The organism is Rhodococcus sp. UFZ-B548, assembly GCF_903819475.1.
Taxonomy (GTDB): domain Bacteria; phylum Actinomycetota; class Actinomycetes; order Mycobacteriales; family Mycobacteriaceae; genus Rhodococcus_F; species Rhodococcus_F erythropolis.
In genome coordinates this window covers 34522-50021 of sequence record NZ_CAIJDS010000040.1, presented here as the reverse complement: position 1 = coordinate 50021, position 15500 = coordinate 34522, and the positions used below count along the sequence as shown (strand labels likewise).

Genomic DNA, 15500 nt, shown 5'->3' with positions numbered 1-15500 from the left:
TGTGCAGGATAATGACGTTATGAGCGCACTCGATGCCGACAACGATCGCGGGATAGATGAAATCGATCTGAGGATAATCAATGCGCTGCAGCTCGCACCGCGATCGAAGTGGCTTTCGTTGGCCGGCCCACTCGAACTCGACGCCGCGACACTCGCCCGGCGTTGGAATCGACTGGCCGAATCGTCGTTGGCCTGGGTCACGGTTACTCCGGGGCCACAGGTGCTGGGCTCCATCGTCACAGCGATCATCGAAATCGATTGCTCACCAGAACTTCTCGACACCGTCGCGGCACGTCTCACCGTCTTGGCCCACGCCGTGACCATCGAAGTATCAACAGGTAGAGCCGATCTGCTCGTCACAGCCGGTACTGCGGACTTGGCGTCGATGTCGCGCTTCATCTCGGAAGAGATCGCAACGATCGACGGCGTACTCGCGACACGAACCTCGATCATCACACGCTGGTTCACCGAAGGTGGGCGATGGAAACTCAATGCGCTGGCACCGTCCGAGAAGGGTGTGCTGACCACCAGCGAAAACCGTACTGCCGTGCGCGCTCGGTCGACCGGCATTTCCGAACAGGATCGCAAGGTTCTCACGATCCTCGCCTACGACGGGCGCACTCCCATGAAGGAGTTGGCCGACGCGATCGGTGTCAGTCCGGCTGCGTGCAAACGCCAGATCGACCGGCTCACGTCTTCGGGGTTGGTGGCGCTGCGGTGTGAATTTGCCCGGCCGCTGGCCGGGCTTCCCGTGCTCGCCACACTGTGGTGCCGCGTCGAACCCGAACTTCTCGATACTGCGGGCCGATTACTGAGCCGAGCGCCGGAAGTCCGAAACTGTTTCGCGGTGGTGGGCGCCGACAATCTGGTGGTTCAGTTGTGGCTGCATTCTCCTGCAGAACTCGATGCATTCGAAATTCGTCTGCGCAAGGAGATTTCGGGGCTTTACGTCACCGAACGATCCATCGTGCTGCACCTGCGCAAACTGCTCGGTCACGTACTCGATCAGGACGGGCGCAGAACCTCGACTATCGCCCCGGATGTGTGGTTGCCGAGCCGCACCGATTCACCGGAAAACCGATAACACAACAGAGCCCACGACCACAGGGAGTGGACGTGGGCTCTGTGATCAGTTGAGTAGATCAGCCGCGCATCTGCGCACCGACTGCCTTGGAGGCAGCCTCGACCGCGGCATCGCGAGCCGCGCTTGCCTCGTCCTCGGTCAGTGTCCGGTCGACACCACGGAATCGCAACGCGAACGCGAGCGACTTGCGGCCTTCACCGACCTGCTCGCCCTCGAAGACGTCGAAGAGGCGAATGTCTTCGAGAAGTTCGCCGCCGCCGGAACGCAGAGCTTCCTGGACCTTCGCCGCAGGAATATCGCGATCGACAACAACCGCCACGTCCTGGAGCACTGCGGGGAAGGGCGAAATGCGCGGCGCCGGCAGGTTCTCGTCCAACGGCAAAGCGTCGAGGTCGATCTCCAGTGCACAAGTGCGCGCAGGCAATCCCGCACGCTCGAGAACAGCCGGATGCAGTTCGCCCGCATGACCGACTACGTTGCCGTCAACGACAACCTCGGCGCAACGGCCGGGATGCCACGGCAGGTACTGCGCCGCACGCAGTTCCACCTCGACGCCTGCTGCAGCTGCAATGACCCGCACTGCTGCAAAAGTGTCCGAAGCCTCGGCCTGACGGCCAGGACCCCAGGGGCCGCTCGGCTCACGCAAACCACTCAACACTGCAGCGATGTGCACGGGCTGAGCCGGCAACGACGCGATCAGGTTCGCGATCTGCTCGTCCGTCGGGCGACGATCCACCGGCAATGCATCCACCGGCTTGGTATCGGGGCCCGGCAGAACAACCTGCGCGATGCCGTACAGCGAAAGATCACGCTGACCGCGAGAAGCGTTGCGAGCCAGGATCTCCAGCAGACCCGGGAGCAGCGTGGTCGCCAACTCCGGACGATCGGCTTCGAGCGGGTTGAGGACCTTGCTGGTGTTGCGGCGCGGATCATCCGCCTCGAGGCCCCAGACGTCGAAGACGTTGGTGGGCAGAAAGACCGGAGGAAGTACCTCGACGTAACCGGCGTGAGCCACGGCCTTCGACACCGTGCGCTTACGCCGCTGCGACGGAGTCAATCCGCGTCCGGCCGGAGCAGCGGGAAGCACCGACGGGATCTGCTCGAGACCTTCGAGGCGAAGAACTTCCTCGACAAGGTCCGCAGGCTGCACCAGGTCCGGACGCCACGACGGCGGCGTCGCGACCAACTGGCCGTGTCCCTCTTCGCTGACGCCGACCTCGACGTTGCAGCCAACCTGGGTGAGGCGGCGAGCTGCGGTGCCGTTGGGGTACGTGACTCCGGCGACACGATCGGGCAGGTCGATATCCATGCGAATGGCAGCGCGAGGGGCAACATCGCCCACGTCGGTCAGGACCGGCTCGATCCGTCCGCCGGCAATCTCGACCAGCAGAGCGGCTGCGCGGTCGACGGCCGCGAGCGGAATCGCCGGATCGACGACGCGCTCGAAACGCTTACTCGCCTCACTCGGCAGCTTGTGCCGGCGCGCCGTCTTGAAGACTGCGAGCGGATCCCAAGTAGCTCCTTCGAGGAGGATGTCCGTCGTTACCGTTCCCACCTCGGTGGTTGCGCCGCCCATGACGGCAGCCAGCGAGATGACTCCGGAATCGTCGGCGATGACAACGTCTTCGGGATCGAGCGTGCGTTCGACGTCGTCGAGCGTCGTCAGCTTCTCCCCCGCCTTGGCGCGACGGACCACCAGGTCGCCCTGCACCGAGGTCGCATCGAACGCGTGCAGAGGCTGGCCGAGTTCGAGCATCACGTAGTTGGTGACGTCGACGGCCGGCGAGATCGGGCGAACACCCGAGAGCAGAAGTCGACGCTGCAGCCACCACGGGCTCACTGCCTGCGGATCAATACCCGTGATCTTCCGCATCACGAAACGCGAAGCCTTGGACTCCGGTTCGAGGCGCACCGGCCAGGCTTCACCCTCAGCCGGGTGCGCGGGAACCGAAGCGGGATCGGCATATTCGAGATCGAAGCCGCACGCGAGCTCTCGCGTGAGACCGCGGACCGAGAAGCAGTAGCCACGGTCCGGGGTGATGTTCAGTTCGATGATCGTGTCACCGAGACCGAGCAACTCGTTGCCGTCGGCGCCGGGTTCGGCGGTACCAGGCTCGAGCACCAAGATGCCCGAATGGTCTTTGCCGATACCGAGTTCCGAGACGGAGCAGATCATGCCGTCGGACACCTGGCCGTACGTCTTGCGAGTGGCGATTTCGAATCCGCCGGGCAGCACCGCGCCGGGCAGCGCAACGACGACGAGGTCACCCTCGTTGAAATTGCGCGCGCCACAGACGATGCCGCGAGGCTCGGGTTCGCCGACCTCGACCTGGCAGAAGCGGATCGGCTTCTTGAACTCGGTCAGTTCGGTGATGGAGACGACCTTGCCGACGACCAACGGGCCGTCGATCGCCTCGAGTGTGTCGAGTTCCTCGACTTCGAGTCCCACCCGGACGAACCCGGCGTCCAACTCTTCCGGGGTCACCTCCCAGTCCGGAGTTGCCCGCTGCAGGATCTCGGTCAGCCAGGATTGCGCTACTCGCACGTCTGCTCAGCTCTCTCGTTTGTCGATAAGTCTTTGTGAAGGTTCCGCGGACCGGATCGGTCAGCCTGCGACACCGAAGGGCAGCGTGAAACGCACGTCACCTTCGACGATGTCGCGCATGTCCGGGATACCGTTGCGGAACTGCAGGGTCCGCTCGAGGCCCATGCCGAATGCGAAACCCGAGTACTCGTCGGGATCGATACCGCTGGCGCGCAGAACGTTCGGGTTGACCATGCCGCAGCCGCCCCACTCGACCCAGCCTGCGCCGCCCTTCTTGTTCGCGAACCAGACGTCGACCTCGGCCGACGGTTCCGTGAACGGGAAGTAGTTGGGGCGCATACGGGTACGCGTCTCGGGGCCGAAAAGGGCACGAGCGAACGCGTCGAGAGTCCCGCGCAGGTTGGCCATGGTCAGGCCCTTGTCGACGGCCAGGCCTTCGACCTGCGAGAAGACAGGCGTGTGGGTCGCATCGAGTTCATCGGTGCGGAACGTGCGGCCCGGGCACACCACGTAGATCGGCACCTCACGCGAGAGCATGGTGCGGACCTGCACCGGCGAGGTGTGGGTACGCAGCACCTGGCGCGAGTTCTCGGGTGCCAGGTGGAAGGTGTCCTGCATCGTGCGCGCAGGGTGATCCGGCAAGAAGTTGAGTGCGTCGAAGTTGAAGTGCTCGGTCTCCACCTCCGGACCCTCGGCAACTTCCCAACCCATCGCGACGAATACGTCGGCGACCTGCTCGGAAATCAGGCTGATCGGGTGACGCGCCCCGACGGGGTAGCGATCGGAGGGCAGAGTGACGTCGATTGCCTCGGCAACCAACACCGCGGCGTCACGCTCGGCGAGGAGGACCTCACGACGAGCGTCGTACGCGTTGTTGATCCGAGTGCGGAAGATGTTGACGCGCTTACCGGCGTCCGCCTTTTCCTTGCCCGGAAGGCTGCCGAGTCCCCGGCGCGCGAGGGCGATCGGGGACTTGTCCCCCAGGTGCTCCACCTTGACGTGCGCCAGCGCGTCCAGGTCAGCGGCGTCCGCCAGCGCCTTCTCGGCGTTCTCAGCCGCAGCGGTCAACGCCTCTTCGGTGAGTACACTCGCGTCGACCTCCGGCGGTGTCGCGCCCTCATTTTTGGCCACGGCTGTGACGCTCCTGTCGCTTCTCGGTTTACTTCTCGTACTGCGTGCTTCTTGTACTGCTTACTTCTTGTACTGCGAGCGAGCATTCGAACTCGCTCGAGCATTGTCTCTGCTCTTGTATTGTCTCAGGCTTCCGCAAATGGGATTCCGTGAGGTCTTCGCGTGCGTTTTCAGCCGTGATCGGTGGCGCGATTTTGCACCCGCGCGCTTGCGTACAGGCAAATTGCCGCCGCTGTCGCGAGGTTCAAGCTTTCGGCGCGGCCATGGATCGGAATCCTGACCCGATGATCAGCCTGCGCGGCGATCGCCGGATCGAGACCGTGAGCTTCGTTACCGAACAGCCAAGCCGTCGGCTTGCTCAGCAACTCGTCGGCCTCGTCGAGATCGACCTCGCCGTCAGCTGCAGTCGCGAGAATCTGAATGCCGGCTGCGCGAATCTGCTCGATCACCGACACCGTGTCTCGATCGCGGACGACTGGCAGGTGAAAGAGGCTGCCCGCCGACGAACGAACGACCTTGCCGTTGTGCGGATCGACGCTGTCACCGGCGAGGATTGCCGCATCGGCACCCACTGCGTCGGCGATGCGAATGACGGTGCCCGCGTTACCTGGTTCGTTGACCTCGACCGGCACTGCGAGCAGGCGGGTCTCCTGATGGACGGCTGCGCTCAGCGGTACATCCAGTAGATCGCTGACGGCAACGAGACCGGGCGGCGTGACGGTATCGCTCAGAGCTTTGATTGCTCGATCGGTCACAAGAGCAACACGAACTCCAGCGGTCAGCGCCCGATCGATGACGTGCTGATAGCGCTCGGCTGCGTCCTCGGTGTAGAAGAGGTCGTGTACCGGGCGGGCCTCGCCGTGCGAGAGTGCACCGTTCAACAGTTCGGTGACCGAGTTCTCGCCCTCTACGAGGAAACGTCCTGCTTTGCGTCGTTCTGCTGTGCGCAGGAGCTTGACAGCAGAAACGACCCGCGGAGTCCGCTCGGTGAGCGGGTCCACGGGCCGTTGCTGTGATGCGTGAATCAGGCTGCTTCTCCGGCAGGAGCGTTCACGTCAGCCGGCAGAGCGGCCTTCGCGAGTGCGACCAGGCCGGCAAAGGCCTCGGCATCGGAGACAGCGAGCTCGGCCAGGATCTTGCGGTCGACCTCGACCTCTGCCAGACGCAGGCCCTGGATGAGGCGGTTGTACGTGATGTCGTTTGCGCGAGCTGCAGCGTTGATACGCGTGATCCACAGCTTGCGGAACTCGCCCTTGCGCGCACGACGGTCGCGGTACGCGTAGGTGAGCGAGTGGAGCTGCTGCTCCTTGGCCTTGGTGTACAGACGCGAACGCTGTCCACGGTAGCCGCTGGATGCAGCAAGAATTGAACGACGCTTCTTCTGGGCGTTGACCGCCCTCTTTACGCGTGCCACTTGAAAAATCCTGTCAATCTAGGGGCTGAAAGTACGGCCCCGGGTGGTCAGTAAGGGGGCGACTCAGATGCCGAGCATGCGCTTGATGCGCGGAGCGTCGTCAGGGCTGACAACAGCGACACCGTCGAGACGACGGGTAACCCTGCTGGACTTGTGCTCGAGAAGGTGGCGACGGCCGGCCTTCTGGCGCATGAGCTTTCCGCTGCCGGACACCTTGAATCGCTTCGAGGCGCCGCTGTGGCTCTTCATCTTGGGCATGGAGTCCTCAGTTCTTGTTACGTGGTGGATCTTGGGAAATCGACTAGCTGGCCGGAGCCTCGGGAGCGGCATCGCCGGTCGCCGGTGCTTCCGGAGCTGCTTCACTGGAAGCCGGTGCGGCCGGAGCCGGACGCGGAGCAGCCTGAGCCACTGGCGCCTGAGCGCTCTCCTGCGCCTTGACGCGAGTCTTGGCGCCCTTGTGCGGTGCCAGGACCATCGTCATGTTTCGGCCGTCCTGCTTTGCCGAGGTTTCGACGAATCCGAGATCTGCGACGTCTGCTCCCAGACGCTGCAGAAGGCGGTAGCCGAGTTCGGGGCGTGACTGCTCACGTCCGCGGAACATGATCGTGACCTTGACCTTGGAACCGGCTTCGAGGAAGCGAACGACGTTGCGCTTCTTGGTCTCGTAGTCGTGGTCGTCGATCTTGGGTCGGAGCTTCTGCTCCTTGATGACCGTCAGCTGCTGGTTCTTACGTGACTCACGTGCCTTCTGTGCAGCCTCGTACTTGAACTTGCCGTAGTCCATGATCTTGCAGACCGGTGGACGGGCATCAGGAGCTACCTCGACCAGGTCGAGGTCGGCCTCAAGGGCCAAGCGGAGTGCATCTTCAACACGCACGATGCCTACCTGTTCCCCGCCAGGTCCGACCAAACGAACCTCGGGAACGCGGATACGATCGTTGATGCGGGTCTCAGTGCTGATGGGGCCTCCTAGGTTGAACGGTGCGGTCTTCATGACCGCACGCAGCCCGTACCGCCCGCACCCCAACAAAAAAGCCCCGCTGTGATGATTGCTCATCCGCGGGGCCCGATGTCGACCGATCACATAAGATCCAGCTCACGCCGAAACCTATCTCCTCGACTGAGCGAGGAACCTGACGAAGAATTGATCTCCGATAACAGGTGACCGGAACCACTGAACTGCAGTTTCACCTGCCGTGCAGAGGTGGGAGTCGGACTCCACTTGCTGCCCCCGAACAAGTCGGAGGCGGTCGTTGCAACAAGAGTAACAGGTCGCCACAGATGAAAGAAATCGGTGCCGCTCCCAGTGCTGCCGGGAGAGGCCCGATTCAACACCACCACGGCCTGATGGAATCCTTACAACCATGAGTGAGAACTTCGAGGCAGATCAGAACACCGACGGCGCGAACCCCGACGTCCGCGAACTCTCCGAAGTTCCCGCGGTCGAGGTCATCAGCCGCGCCGCAGTGATGCTGATGAGTTCGGCTGCCGAAAAACTCGGCCTCTCCGACGCCGATCCGTCTTCCAGTCCCTATCTGGACCTCGACGAAGCTCGTCGAGTCATCACGGCGCTTGCCGGACTCGTGACTGCGTCGGTCGAATACCTCGGCCCCCACGCCGGACCCATCCGTGAAGGCCTTCAAGCCCTGCAGCGCGCATTCCGTGAGGCCTCCTCGCACCCGGACGAGCCAGGAAAGGGACCGGGCGAGAAGTTCACCGGTCCGGTCTACTGAGTTGGCAACCGCCAACAAAACTCAACCGACGCCCGAGGACGTCGACGCATTCATTTCACGCGTCGACGACCGCAAGCGTGCCGACAGCGTGGAGCCGATCTCCTTGCTGTCGGCCGCGACCGGCGAGCCTGCCGTCATGTGGGGCTCGAGCATCATCGGTTTCGGGGCACGGCACTACCGGTATGCGAGTGGCCACGAAGGTGACACCCCACTGATCGGGTTCTCCCCCAGGGCCACCGCGCTCACGTTGTATTTGTCGCTGAACTTCGACGACTACACCGACACACTGGCGCGCCTCGGCAAGCACAAGATCGGCAAGGGCTGCCTGTACGTCAAACGGCTGAGCGACGTCGACATGGCAGTCCTGACCGAACTGATCGCGGATTCCGTTGCCGCAGCCCGCAACATGATCGACTGAACAGGTCACCTTCGTGGGGCTACAGGCCGAGCGTCTTCGGGCGGTTGGCCGAACAGGGTCGAATCCCGTGGTGTGAAGTGATCGTTCGTGAGCGTGGCCCGACGCATTCGATCGAGTCGAAACCACCGCACCGCGTCGCGCTGGCGACACCAGCCGATGAGAAACCACTGCCCACGGTCCTGCGCCAGAATGTGCGGCTCAACTGCCCGCACCGTCTCCGCACCGTCCCCATCCACGTAGTGCAACGACACGACGCGACTCTGTTCGAGCCCCTGCTCGACGGCCCGCCGGTTCGTGCGCGAATCCGCTACTACCCCGCCGTCGCCGCGAATCCACACACGGCCACCGAGTTCGGCGACCTTACGACGACTCTCCTCGTCCATCACGTCGAGCAGTTTCGCCAGAGCTGCTCGTCCGTCCGGCGCAAACGGGGCGTCACCGGCCGCCGTCAAGGCCAACGCGATTGAAACTGCTTGCGGAACAGTGAAATTGACCGGCGGTAGCGTGGCGCGACCTACGAGTCGGTATCCACCCCCGGGGCCCGAGCGCGCCTCGATCGCCGCGCCCGACATCATCAGAGTCTCGATATCCCGCTTGATCATCCGGGTGGTGACACCGAATTCCTCGGACAATCGGGAACACGTAGCCCCTCGATCGCCCTGTCGCCGAAGCTCTTCGACGAGAGCGTGCAATCTCGCAGCTCGATTCACGTTCACCAGTGTCGCAGATTTCGATACCAAACAGTGACATAATTGGTGACACTCTGTTGTCACCAACCTGATTGCACAGTGAGTCCATGAAAACTCACATCGTTCTTGTTCCCGGATTCTGGCTCGGCTCATGGGCTTGGGACGCAGTCCTCCCCCACCTCGAGCGCTCCGACACCACCCGCGTGACCAGCCTGACGCTGCCCGGACTCGACGCCGTCGATGCAGATAGATCAGCGGTCACCTTCGACGCCCACGTCCGCGCAGTCATCGACGCTGTATCGGATTCAGACGAACGTACGGTCCTGGTCGTGCACAGCGGCGCCGGCCCGGTGGGATACGCGGTAACCGATCGCATCCCGGATCGGGTCGCGCGGATCGTCTACGTCGATTCAGGTCCCATGCCCGACGGCGCGGCGCTGCGACCGGATCTGGCCGCTGACGTCGTCGAGATACCGCTGCCGACGTGGGCAGAACTTGAAGCAGACGGCAGCAGCCTCGAAGGACTCGACGAGAAGGTTCTCGAGGCGTTTCGCGCCAACGCCGTCCCCGAACCGGCCGGGCCGGCGCGTGAGCCAATTGTCCTGACGAACGAAAAGCGCTACCAGGTGCCGTCAACCGTCGTTTGCAGCACGTTCCCGTCCGCGGTGATTGCCCAGATGGCCGACGGAGGTCATCCGATGGCCGCCGAACTGGCGAAACTCCCCGTGACGTACGTCGACCTCCCGACCGGCCATTGGCCGATGTGGTCGCGCCCCGAAGACGTCGCCCAGGTGATCCTCGAGGCCGCCGCTTCCTGATCGACAAAGCAGTGATGCCGGATCGGATTCCGACCCGGCATCACTGACCGACTTCTACTTGTTCACCTTCTACTAGCTCACGGAAGCAGCTTTCTTCCGTGGCGCCGCCTTCTTTGCGGCAACTGCCTTCGTTGCACGCTTCTTGGTGATCGGCTTGGCCTTGACGGGCGCGTGCTGTGCGGTGAGAACCTCACTGAGGAACTTGCCCGTGTAGCTCTCGGGGACCGCGGCAACGTCCTCCGGGGTACCTTGCGCCACAACGGTTCCGCCGCCGGATCCACCTTCGGGCCCCATATCGACGACCCAGTCCGACGTCTTGATCACGTCGAGGTTGTGCTCGATCACGATCACGCTGTTGCCCTTGTCGACCAGACCGTTGATCACGATCAGGAGCTTGCGGATGTCCTCGAAATGCAGACCCGTGGTGGGCTCGTCGAGGATGTACACCGTGCGACCGGTGGACCGCTTCTGCAACTCGGCGGCCAGCTTGACGCGCTGCGCCTCACCACCGGACAGGGTCGGAGCCGGCTGACCCAGTCGGACATAGCCCAGTCCGACGTCGACCAGCGTCTTGAGGTACCGGTGAATAGAGGTCACCGGCTGGAAGAACTCGGCGGCTTCCTCGATGGGCATGTCGAGTACCTCGGCGATCGACTTGCCCTTGTAGTGGACCTCGAGCGTTTCGCGGTTGTACCGAGCGCCGTGGCATACCTCGCAGGGCACGTACACGTCCGGCAGGAAGTTCATCTCGATCTTCAAGGTTCCGTCGCCGGAGCACGCCTCGCAGCGTCCACCCTTGACATTGAACGAGAATCGGCCGGGCTGGTAACCGCGGACTTTCGCTTCCGTGGTGGCCGCGAACAGGGTTCGGATCTTGTCGAACACGCCGGTGTACGTCGCCGCATTCGATCGCGGAGTCCGGCCGATCGGAGACTGATCGACCTGCACGAGCTTGTCCAGCTGATCGAGACCGTTGATTCGTGTGTGACGGCCAGGCACCTGGCGTGCACCGTTGAGCTTGTTCGCCATGACGGTCGCAAGAATGTCGTTGACCAACGTCGACTTGCCCGAACCGGAGACACCGGTGACAGCGGTGAGAACACCCAGCGGGAAACTCACGTCGATGCCGTCGAGATTGTGCTCGCGAGCTCCGACGACCGTGACCTGACGTTTGCGATCCACCGGCCGACGAATGGCCGGAACCTCGATGAAGCTGCGACCCGACAGGTAGGCCCCGGTCAAAGACTCTTCACACGTCAGCAGTTCTTCGTACGGTCCGCTGTGGACGACCTTGCCGCCGTGCTCGCCGGCGTACGGTCCGATGTCGACCACCCAGTCGGATGTACGGATCGTGTCTTCGTCGTGTTCGACGACGATCAGCGTGTTGCCGAGGTCGCGCAGGCGCGTCAGGGTTTCGATCAGTCGCCGGTTGTCACGCTGGTGCAGGCCGATGGACGGCTCGTCGAGTACGTAAAGCACGCCGACCAGTCCGGATCCGATCTGTGTTGCCAAGCGAATTCGCTGGGCTTCGCCACCGGACAACGTGCCCGCGGCTCGCGAGAGGGAAAGGTATTCCAGGCCGACGTCGAGCAGGAAGCCGAGGCGCGCCTGAACTTCCTTGAGGACCTGACCCGCGATTGCCTCTTCACGCGAGCCGAGAGTGAGGCTGTTCAGGAAATCCGCGCAATCGGAGATCGACAGTTCACAGACCTCGGCGATGGACTTACTGCCGAAGTCTCCCGCCGCGATAGTTACCGACAGGATTTCGGGGCGCAGGCGAGCACCACCACACGCCGGGCACGGGGTGTCGCGCATGTACCCGTCGTAGCGTTCCTTCATCTGATCGGATTCGGTCTGCTCGAGGCGGCGATGCAGGAAGGGCATCACACCTTCGAACTCCGCGTAGTAAGAACGGGTACGGCCGTACCGATTCTTGTACCGGACGTGCACCTGCTCCTCACTGCCTTCGAGGATCGCTTTGCGGGCCTTCGCCGGCAACTTGTTCCACGGCGTCTTCATGTCGAAACCGAGGATGTCGCCGAGGCCGGACAGCAGGCGTCCGAAGTACTCGGAACTCTGGCCCATCGACCACGGTGCGATAGCTCCGTCTTCGAGGCTCAGATCAGGGTCCGGAACCACCAGATCCGGGTCGACCTCCTTGCGGATACCGAGGCCGGTGCATTCCGGGCAGGCGCCGTAGGGCGAGTTGAAGGAGAACGAGCGCGGTTCGAGATCGTCGATCGCGAGTGCGTGGCCATTCGGGCAGGCCAGCTTCTCTGAGAAACGACGCTCACGATCAGGTGCATTTTCTTCACGGTCGACGAAGTCGAGGACCACGATGCCTTCGGCCAATCGAAGTGCGGTCTCGACCGAGTCGGTCAGGCGCTGCTTCGAGCTCGCCTTGACCTGCAATCGGTCGACCACTACTTCGATGTCGTGCTTTTCCTGCTTCTTGAGCTTCGGCGGATCGGCCAGCGAATGGACGACTCCGTCGACGCGCACACGCGAGTAGCCCTGGGTGTTGAGCTGATCGAAGAGATCGACGAACTCGCCCTTACGAGTACGCACCACTGGTGCGAGGACCTGGAACTTGATGCCCTCCTCCATCTCGAGCACCTGGTCGACGATCTGCTGCGGGGTCTGACGTGCGATCTTCTCACCACAGACCGGGCAGTGCGCCGAACCTGCGCGGGCATAAAGGAGCCGGAGGTAGTCGTAGACCTCGGTGATCGTGCCCACCGTCGAACGGGGGTTGCGGTTGGTCGACTTCTGGTCGATGGACACCGCCGGCGACAAACCCTCGATGAAATCGACATCGGGCTTGTCCATCTGACCGAGGAACTGACGCGCGTATGCCGAGAGTGACTCGACGTAGCGACGCTGACCTTCGGCAAAGATCGTGTCGAACGCGAGGCTGGACTTGCCGGAGCCGGACAACCCGGTGAAGACGATCAGGCTGTCTCGCGGGAGGTCGAGATCGACTCCTCGCAGATTGTGCTCACGCGCACCCCGCACGATCAGGCGATCCGCCACACCAATTCCCTTCATTGTCAATCGTCCGGGGCCGTCCCCCCGGAGAAGTCTCGAGTGGCCGCGCAAACGCGAGTCCTCGAGCGATCGTCATCGTAGGCCGAGCCACCGACACGTTTTTCTCACCACGCGAGCCCATCGCTCTACCTGCCCCTATTCGAAGGTAGCCTGCGTTTCATGACGAATCAGCCCATCGTGATCGACGACTCCTACACCGGTCAGGTCTCCCCCGATTCTGCCCCTCAGCGGCGCACAGTCGACGGTGCCGTCATCACGAAGATGTCGGTCGGCCCCATGGACAACAACACTTACCTCGTCGTCTGTTCCGCGACCGGGAAATCTCTCCTGATCGATGCGGCCAACGAGGCTGAGAAGATCATTGCGCTCATCGAACAGGAAGCACCTGTTTTCGATTCCATCGTCACCACCCATCAACACGGCGATCACTGGTTGGCTCTGCAGGACGTCCACGCTGCCACCAAGGTGCCGACCGCCGCTCACCCTCTCGACGCGGAGGTCCTTCCCGTCACCCCGGACGTACTCCTCGAAGACGGCGACAAGGTGACAGTTGGCAATCTGAGCCTCGACGTCATCCACCTGTCCGGCCACACGCCCGGTTCCATTGCGTTGGCTCTGACCGAACCGAACAGGCAGGTTCACCTCTTCACCGGCGACTCACTCTTCCCCGGCGGCGTAGGCAAGACCGCCGACCCCGAGAAGTTCACTTCCCTGCTCGACGATGTGGAAAACAAGCTGTTCGGAAGGTACGACGACGCGACTGTCGTCTACCCCGGGCACGGCAAGGACACGACGCTGGGTACCGAGCGCCCGCACCTGGCGGAATGGCGCGAGCGCGGTTGGTGACGTTTCACCTGTTCCGTACTGGACCCCGCTAACCGACTTCCTGACTATCGACCTGTTCACCGTCGACGCGAAGTCGCGGAAGCCAGGTCGACAGAGTCCGGCCGAGTCCTTCGACCATCCGTTCCCCGAACACACACAGCGTGCGTTCCCACGGATGGCCGAAGGTCCCTTCCGTGAAGTCGTCTCGACTGAATATGTAGTAGTCGCCGTTCGGATAGATCGGGACACGCCACTCCGCCAACTCTTTCGCGGCAGCATGCGCCTCCGCGTCGAAGGTGTAGCCCGGATGCTGCCAGTCCAGGACGACAAAGTTGGGATCGTCGTTCCAATCGATGACAAAACAGCGCAACGCTTCGGCGTTGATCGCATCAACTCGAGCGGCCCACGCCCCTGGAGTCGCAGCTGGCACCGCACCCAAATCGAAGACCACGGACGGCGTCGGCTCAGCGATACCTTCGTGGTCACCGCACCATGGTGGTTGATCGGTGTGCATTGTGTGACACCTTCGAACACGCCGTATGCGGATACGCGGTAACGGATACTTCAGAACGGTGTGTCCGGATCGGTGGAGAAGTCATCGACGCAGTACAGCGCGCTTCGGCGACCAGGAATCCGTCAACCGGGTCAGGCGTCGCGGGATCGCCGAACCGGACCAATTCCTTGTGAGATCGCTAGGGTGGAAAACGAACCTACATCGGGAGGCTTGAAACATGCTGGTACGTCGAATTGCTCGTCCACTGCTTTCCACGATCTTCATCGCCGGGGGAATCGATGCTTTGCGCAACCCCGCTCAGCGAGCAGCCAAAGCGTCACCGCTGATCGACAAATCCGTCGAGACGCTGCCAGGAGCAGTGACGCAGAAGGTGCCTGCTGATCCGGAAACACTCGTCAAGATCAACGCCGCCGTCCAGATCGGCGGCGGTGCCCTGCTGGCCACCGGCAAGGCGCCGCGCCTCGCGTCGTTGGTCCTCGCGGGGAGCCTGGTACCGACCACGCTTGCCGGTCACGACTTCTGGAACGAAACCGATCCGTCACTGCGAGCGATGCAGCGGACCAACTTCATCAAGAACGTCAGCCTGCTCGGCGGACTGATGATCGCGTCCGTCGACACCGAGGGCAAGCCGTCGCTCGGCTGGCGTGGCCGCCGCGCCGCGAAGAAGGCTCAGGCGTCTATCGCCGCGGCACTTCCGTTGGTCGCATCGCAGACCGATCACACGAGCGATCGCGTCGAACACGCTCTGTCGGTGGCGTCCGAACGCGGTTCCGAACTTGCCGAAACCGCGAAGGCGCACGGCACGGATTGGCTCGAACTTGCCAAGGAGCGCAGCTCCGAGTTCGCGGAGATCGCGAGCAAGCGTGCCGCTGAATTCGGAGAGGTCGCCAAAGAACGCGGCCCGGACATCCTCGAAGTCGCGCAGAAGCGCGGCTCCGAACTGGCCGAGACCGCACGTGAGCGCAGCGCCGAACTGGCAGAGCTGGCGAGCAAGCGCAGCTCCGAGTTCGCCGAACTCGCGCTCGAAAAGAGCAACGAGTGGGCAGAAACGGCGTCGGAGCAGACCGAGGTGCTGGGTAAGCGTGCCCGAAAGCGCGCCGAGAAGGCGCTCGAAAAGGCTCGCGCCAAGAAGGACGAATTGACGCACTGAGTGCACCGAAAAACACGGTCAGGCCACCTTCGGGTGGCCTGACCTGTATCTATGCGGCAGTTCATCTGGGGGAACTAGACTGTCTTGGCGCTTTTGCAGCGCGTGAATTTCTCATCAAGCCTAGGAGATCC

General features: G+C 62.9%; 15 protein-coding genes. 6 read left to right on the top strand and 9 right to left on the bottom strand.

Features of this window, described 5'->3' with window-relative positions:
• Window positions 1–19: 19 nt before the first annotated feature.
• Window positions 20–1084 (top strand): Lrp/AsnC family transcriptional regulator, encoded by a 1065-nt coding sequence (locus H7C86_RS26520; RefSeq protein WP_182262525.1) that lies wholly within the window; start codon window positions 20–22, stop codon window positions 1082–1084.
• 58 nt (window positions 1085–1142) lie between these two features.
• Here H7C86_RS26520 and pheT read toward each other — a convergent pair whose 3' ends face one another.
• The 6 genes from pheT to infC form a co-directional block, all read right to left on the bottom strand.
• On the bottom strand, window positions 1143–3629 hold the full coding sequence (gene pheT, locus H7C86_RS26515) for a phenylalanine--tRNA ligase subunit beta (protein ID WP_182262524.1): 2487 nt from the start codon (window positions 3627–3629) through the stop codon (window positions 1143–1145).
• Window positions 3630–3689: 60 nt separating this feature from the next.
• Window positions 3690–4760, bottom strand: a complete 1071-nt coding sequence (gene pheS / locus H7C86_RS26510; protein WP_047888963.1) for a phenylalanine--tRNA ligase subunit alpha — start codon at window positions 4758–4760, stop codon at window positions 3690–3692.
• Between the two features lie 170 nt (window positions 4761–4930).
• On the bottom strand, window positions 4931–5761 hold the full coding sequence (locus H7C86_RS26505) for an RNA methyltransferase (protein ID WP_141488898.1): 831 nt from the start codon (window positions 5759–5761) through the stop codon (window positions 4931–4933).
• Between the two features lie 23 nt (window positions 5762–5784).
• Window positions 5785–6174 carry a 50S ribosomal protein L20 gene (rplT, locus tag H7C86_RS26500; protein WP_019748616.1) on the bottom strand — a complete coding sequence of 130 codons (390 nt, stop codon included), beginning with the start codon at window positions 6172–6174 and terminating at the stop codon, window positions 5785–5787.
• A 63-nt stretch (window positions 6175–6237) separates the two neighbouring features.
• Entirely contained in the window at window positions 6238–6432 is a 195-nt protein-coding gene (gene rpmI / locus H7C86_RS26495; RefSeq protein WP_003944043.1) for a 50S ribosomal protein L35, read from the bottom strand.
• Between the two features lie 43 nt (window positions 6433–6475).
• Window positions 6476–7168 (bottom strand): translation initiation factor IF-3, encoded by a 693-nt coding sequence (gene infC, locus H7C86_RS26490; RefSeq protein WP_003944008.1) that lies wholly within the window; start codon window positions 7166–7168, stop codon window positions 6476–6478.
• 370 nt (window positions 7169–7538) lie between these two features.
• Between infC and H7C86_RS26485 the strand changes: the two genes are divergently transcribed.
• Complete coding sequence (locus H7C86_RS26485) at window positions 7539–7907, top strand: DUF1844 domain-containing protein (protein WP_020907885.1); 369 nt, start codon at window positions 7539–7541, stop codon at window positions 7905–7907.
• A gap of 1 nt (window position 7908) precedes the next feature.
• Window positions 7909–8325 carry a DUF1801 domain-containing protein gene (locus H7C86_RS26480; protein WP_182262523.1) on the top strand — a complete coding sequence of 139 codons (417 nt, stop codon included), beginning with the start codon at window positions 7909–7911 and terminating at the stop codon, window positions 8323–8325.
• A gap of 5 nt (window positions 8326–8330) precedes the next feature.
• Here the strand turns inward: H7C86_RS26480 and H7C86_RS26475 are convergent, their stop codons facing one another.
• Window positions 8331–9041 carry a YafY family protein gene (locus H7C86_RS26475; protein ID WP_182262522.1) on the bottom strand — a complete coding sequence of 237 codons (711 nt, stop codon included), beginning with the start codon at window positions 9039–9041 and terminating at the stop codon, window positions 8331–8333.
• Window positions 9042–9121: 80 nt separating this feature from the next.
• Here H7C86_RS26475 and H7C86_RS26470 point away from each other — a divergent pair, with 80 nt between their 5' ends.
• Window positions 9122–9832: an alpha/beta fold hydrolase gene (locus H7C86_RS26470; RefSeq protein ID WP_182262521.1), complete on the top strand. Its 711-nt coding sequence runs from the start codon at window positions 9122–9124 to the stop codon at window positions 9830–9832.
• 72 nt (window positions 9833–9904) lie between these two features.
• Here H7C86_RS26470 and uvrA read toward each other — a convergent pair whose 3' ends face one another.
• Window positions 9905–12865, bottom strand: a complete 2961-nt coding sequence (uvrA, locus tag H7C86_RS26465; protein WP_024487477.1) for an excinuclease ABC subunit UvrA — start codon at window positions 12863–12865, stop codon at window positions 9905–9907.
• Between the two features lie 174 nt (window positions 12866–13039).
• On the opposite strand from uvrA, the gene H7C86_RS26460 reads away from it, so the two are divergent.
• Window positions 13040–13726, top strand: coding sequence for an MBL fold metallo-hydrolase (locus H7C86_RS26460; RefSeq protein WP_182262520.1), 687 nt, complete (start codon window positions 13040–13042; stop codon window positions 13724–13726).
• Window positions 13727–13754: 28 nt separating this feature from the next.
• On the opposite strand, the gene H7C86_RS26455 is transcribed toward H7C86_RS26460, so the two are convergent.
• Entirely contained in the window at window positions 13755–14219 is a 465-nt protein-coding gene (locus tag H7C86_RS26455) for a DUF2716 domain-containing protein (RefSeq protein ID WP_259349301.1), read from the bottom strand.
• Window positions 14220–14436: 217 nt separating this feature from the next.
• Here H7C86_RS26455 and H7C86_RS26450 point away from each other — a divergent pair, with 217 nt between their 5' ends.
• Window positions 14437–15369 carry a DoxX family protein gene (locus H7C86_RS26450; protein ID WP_003944048.1) on the top strand — a complete coding sequence of 311 codons (933 nt, stop codon included), beginning with the start codon at window positions 14437–14439 and terminating at the stop codon, window positions 15367–15369.
• Window positions 15370–15500 lie beyond the last annotated feature (131 nt).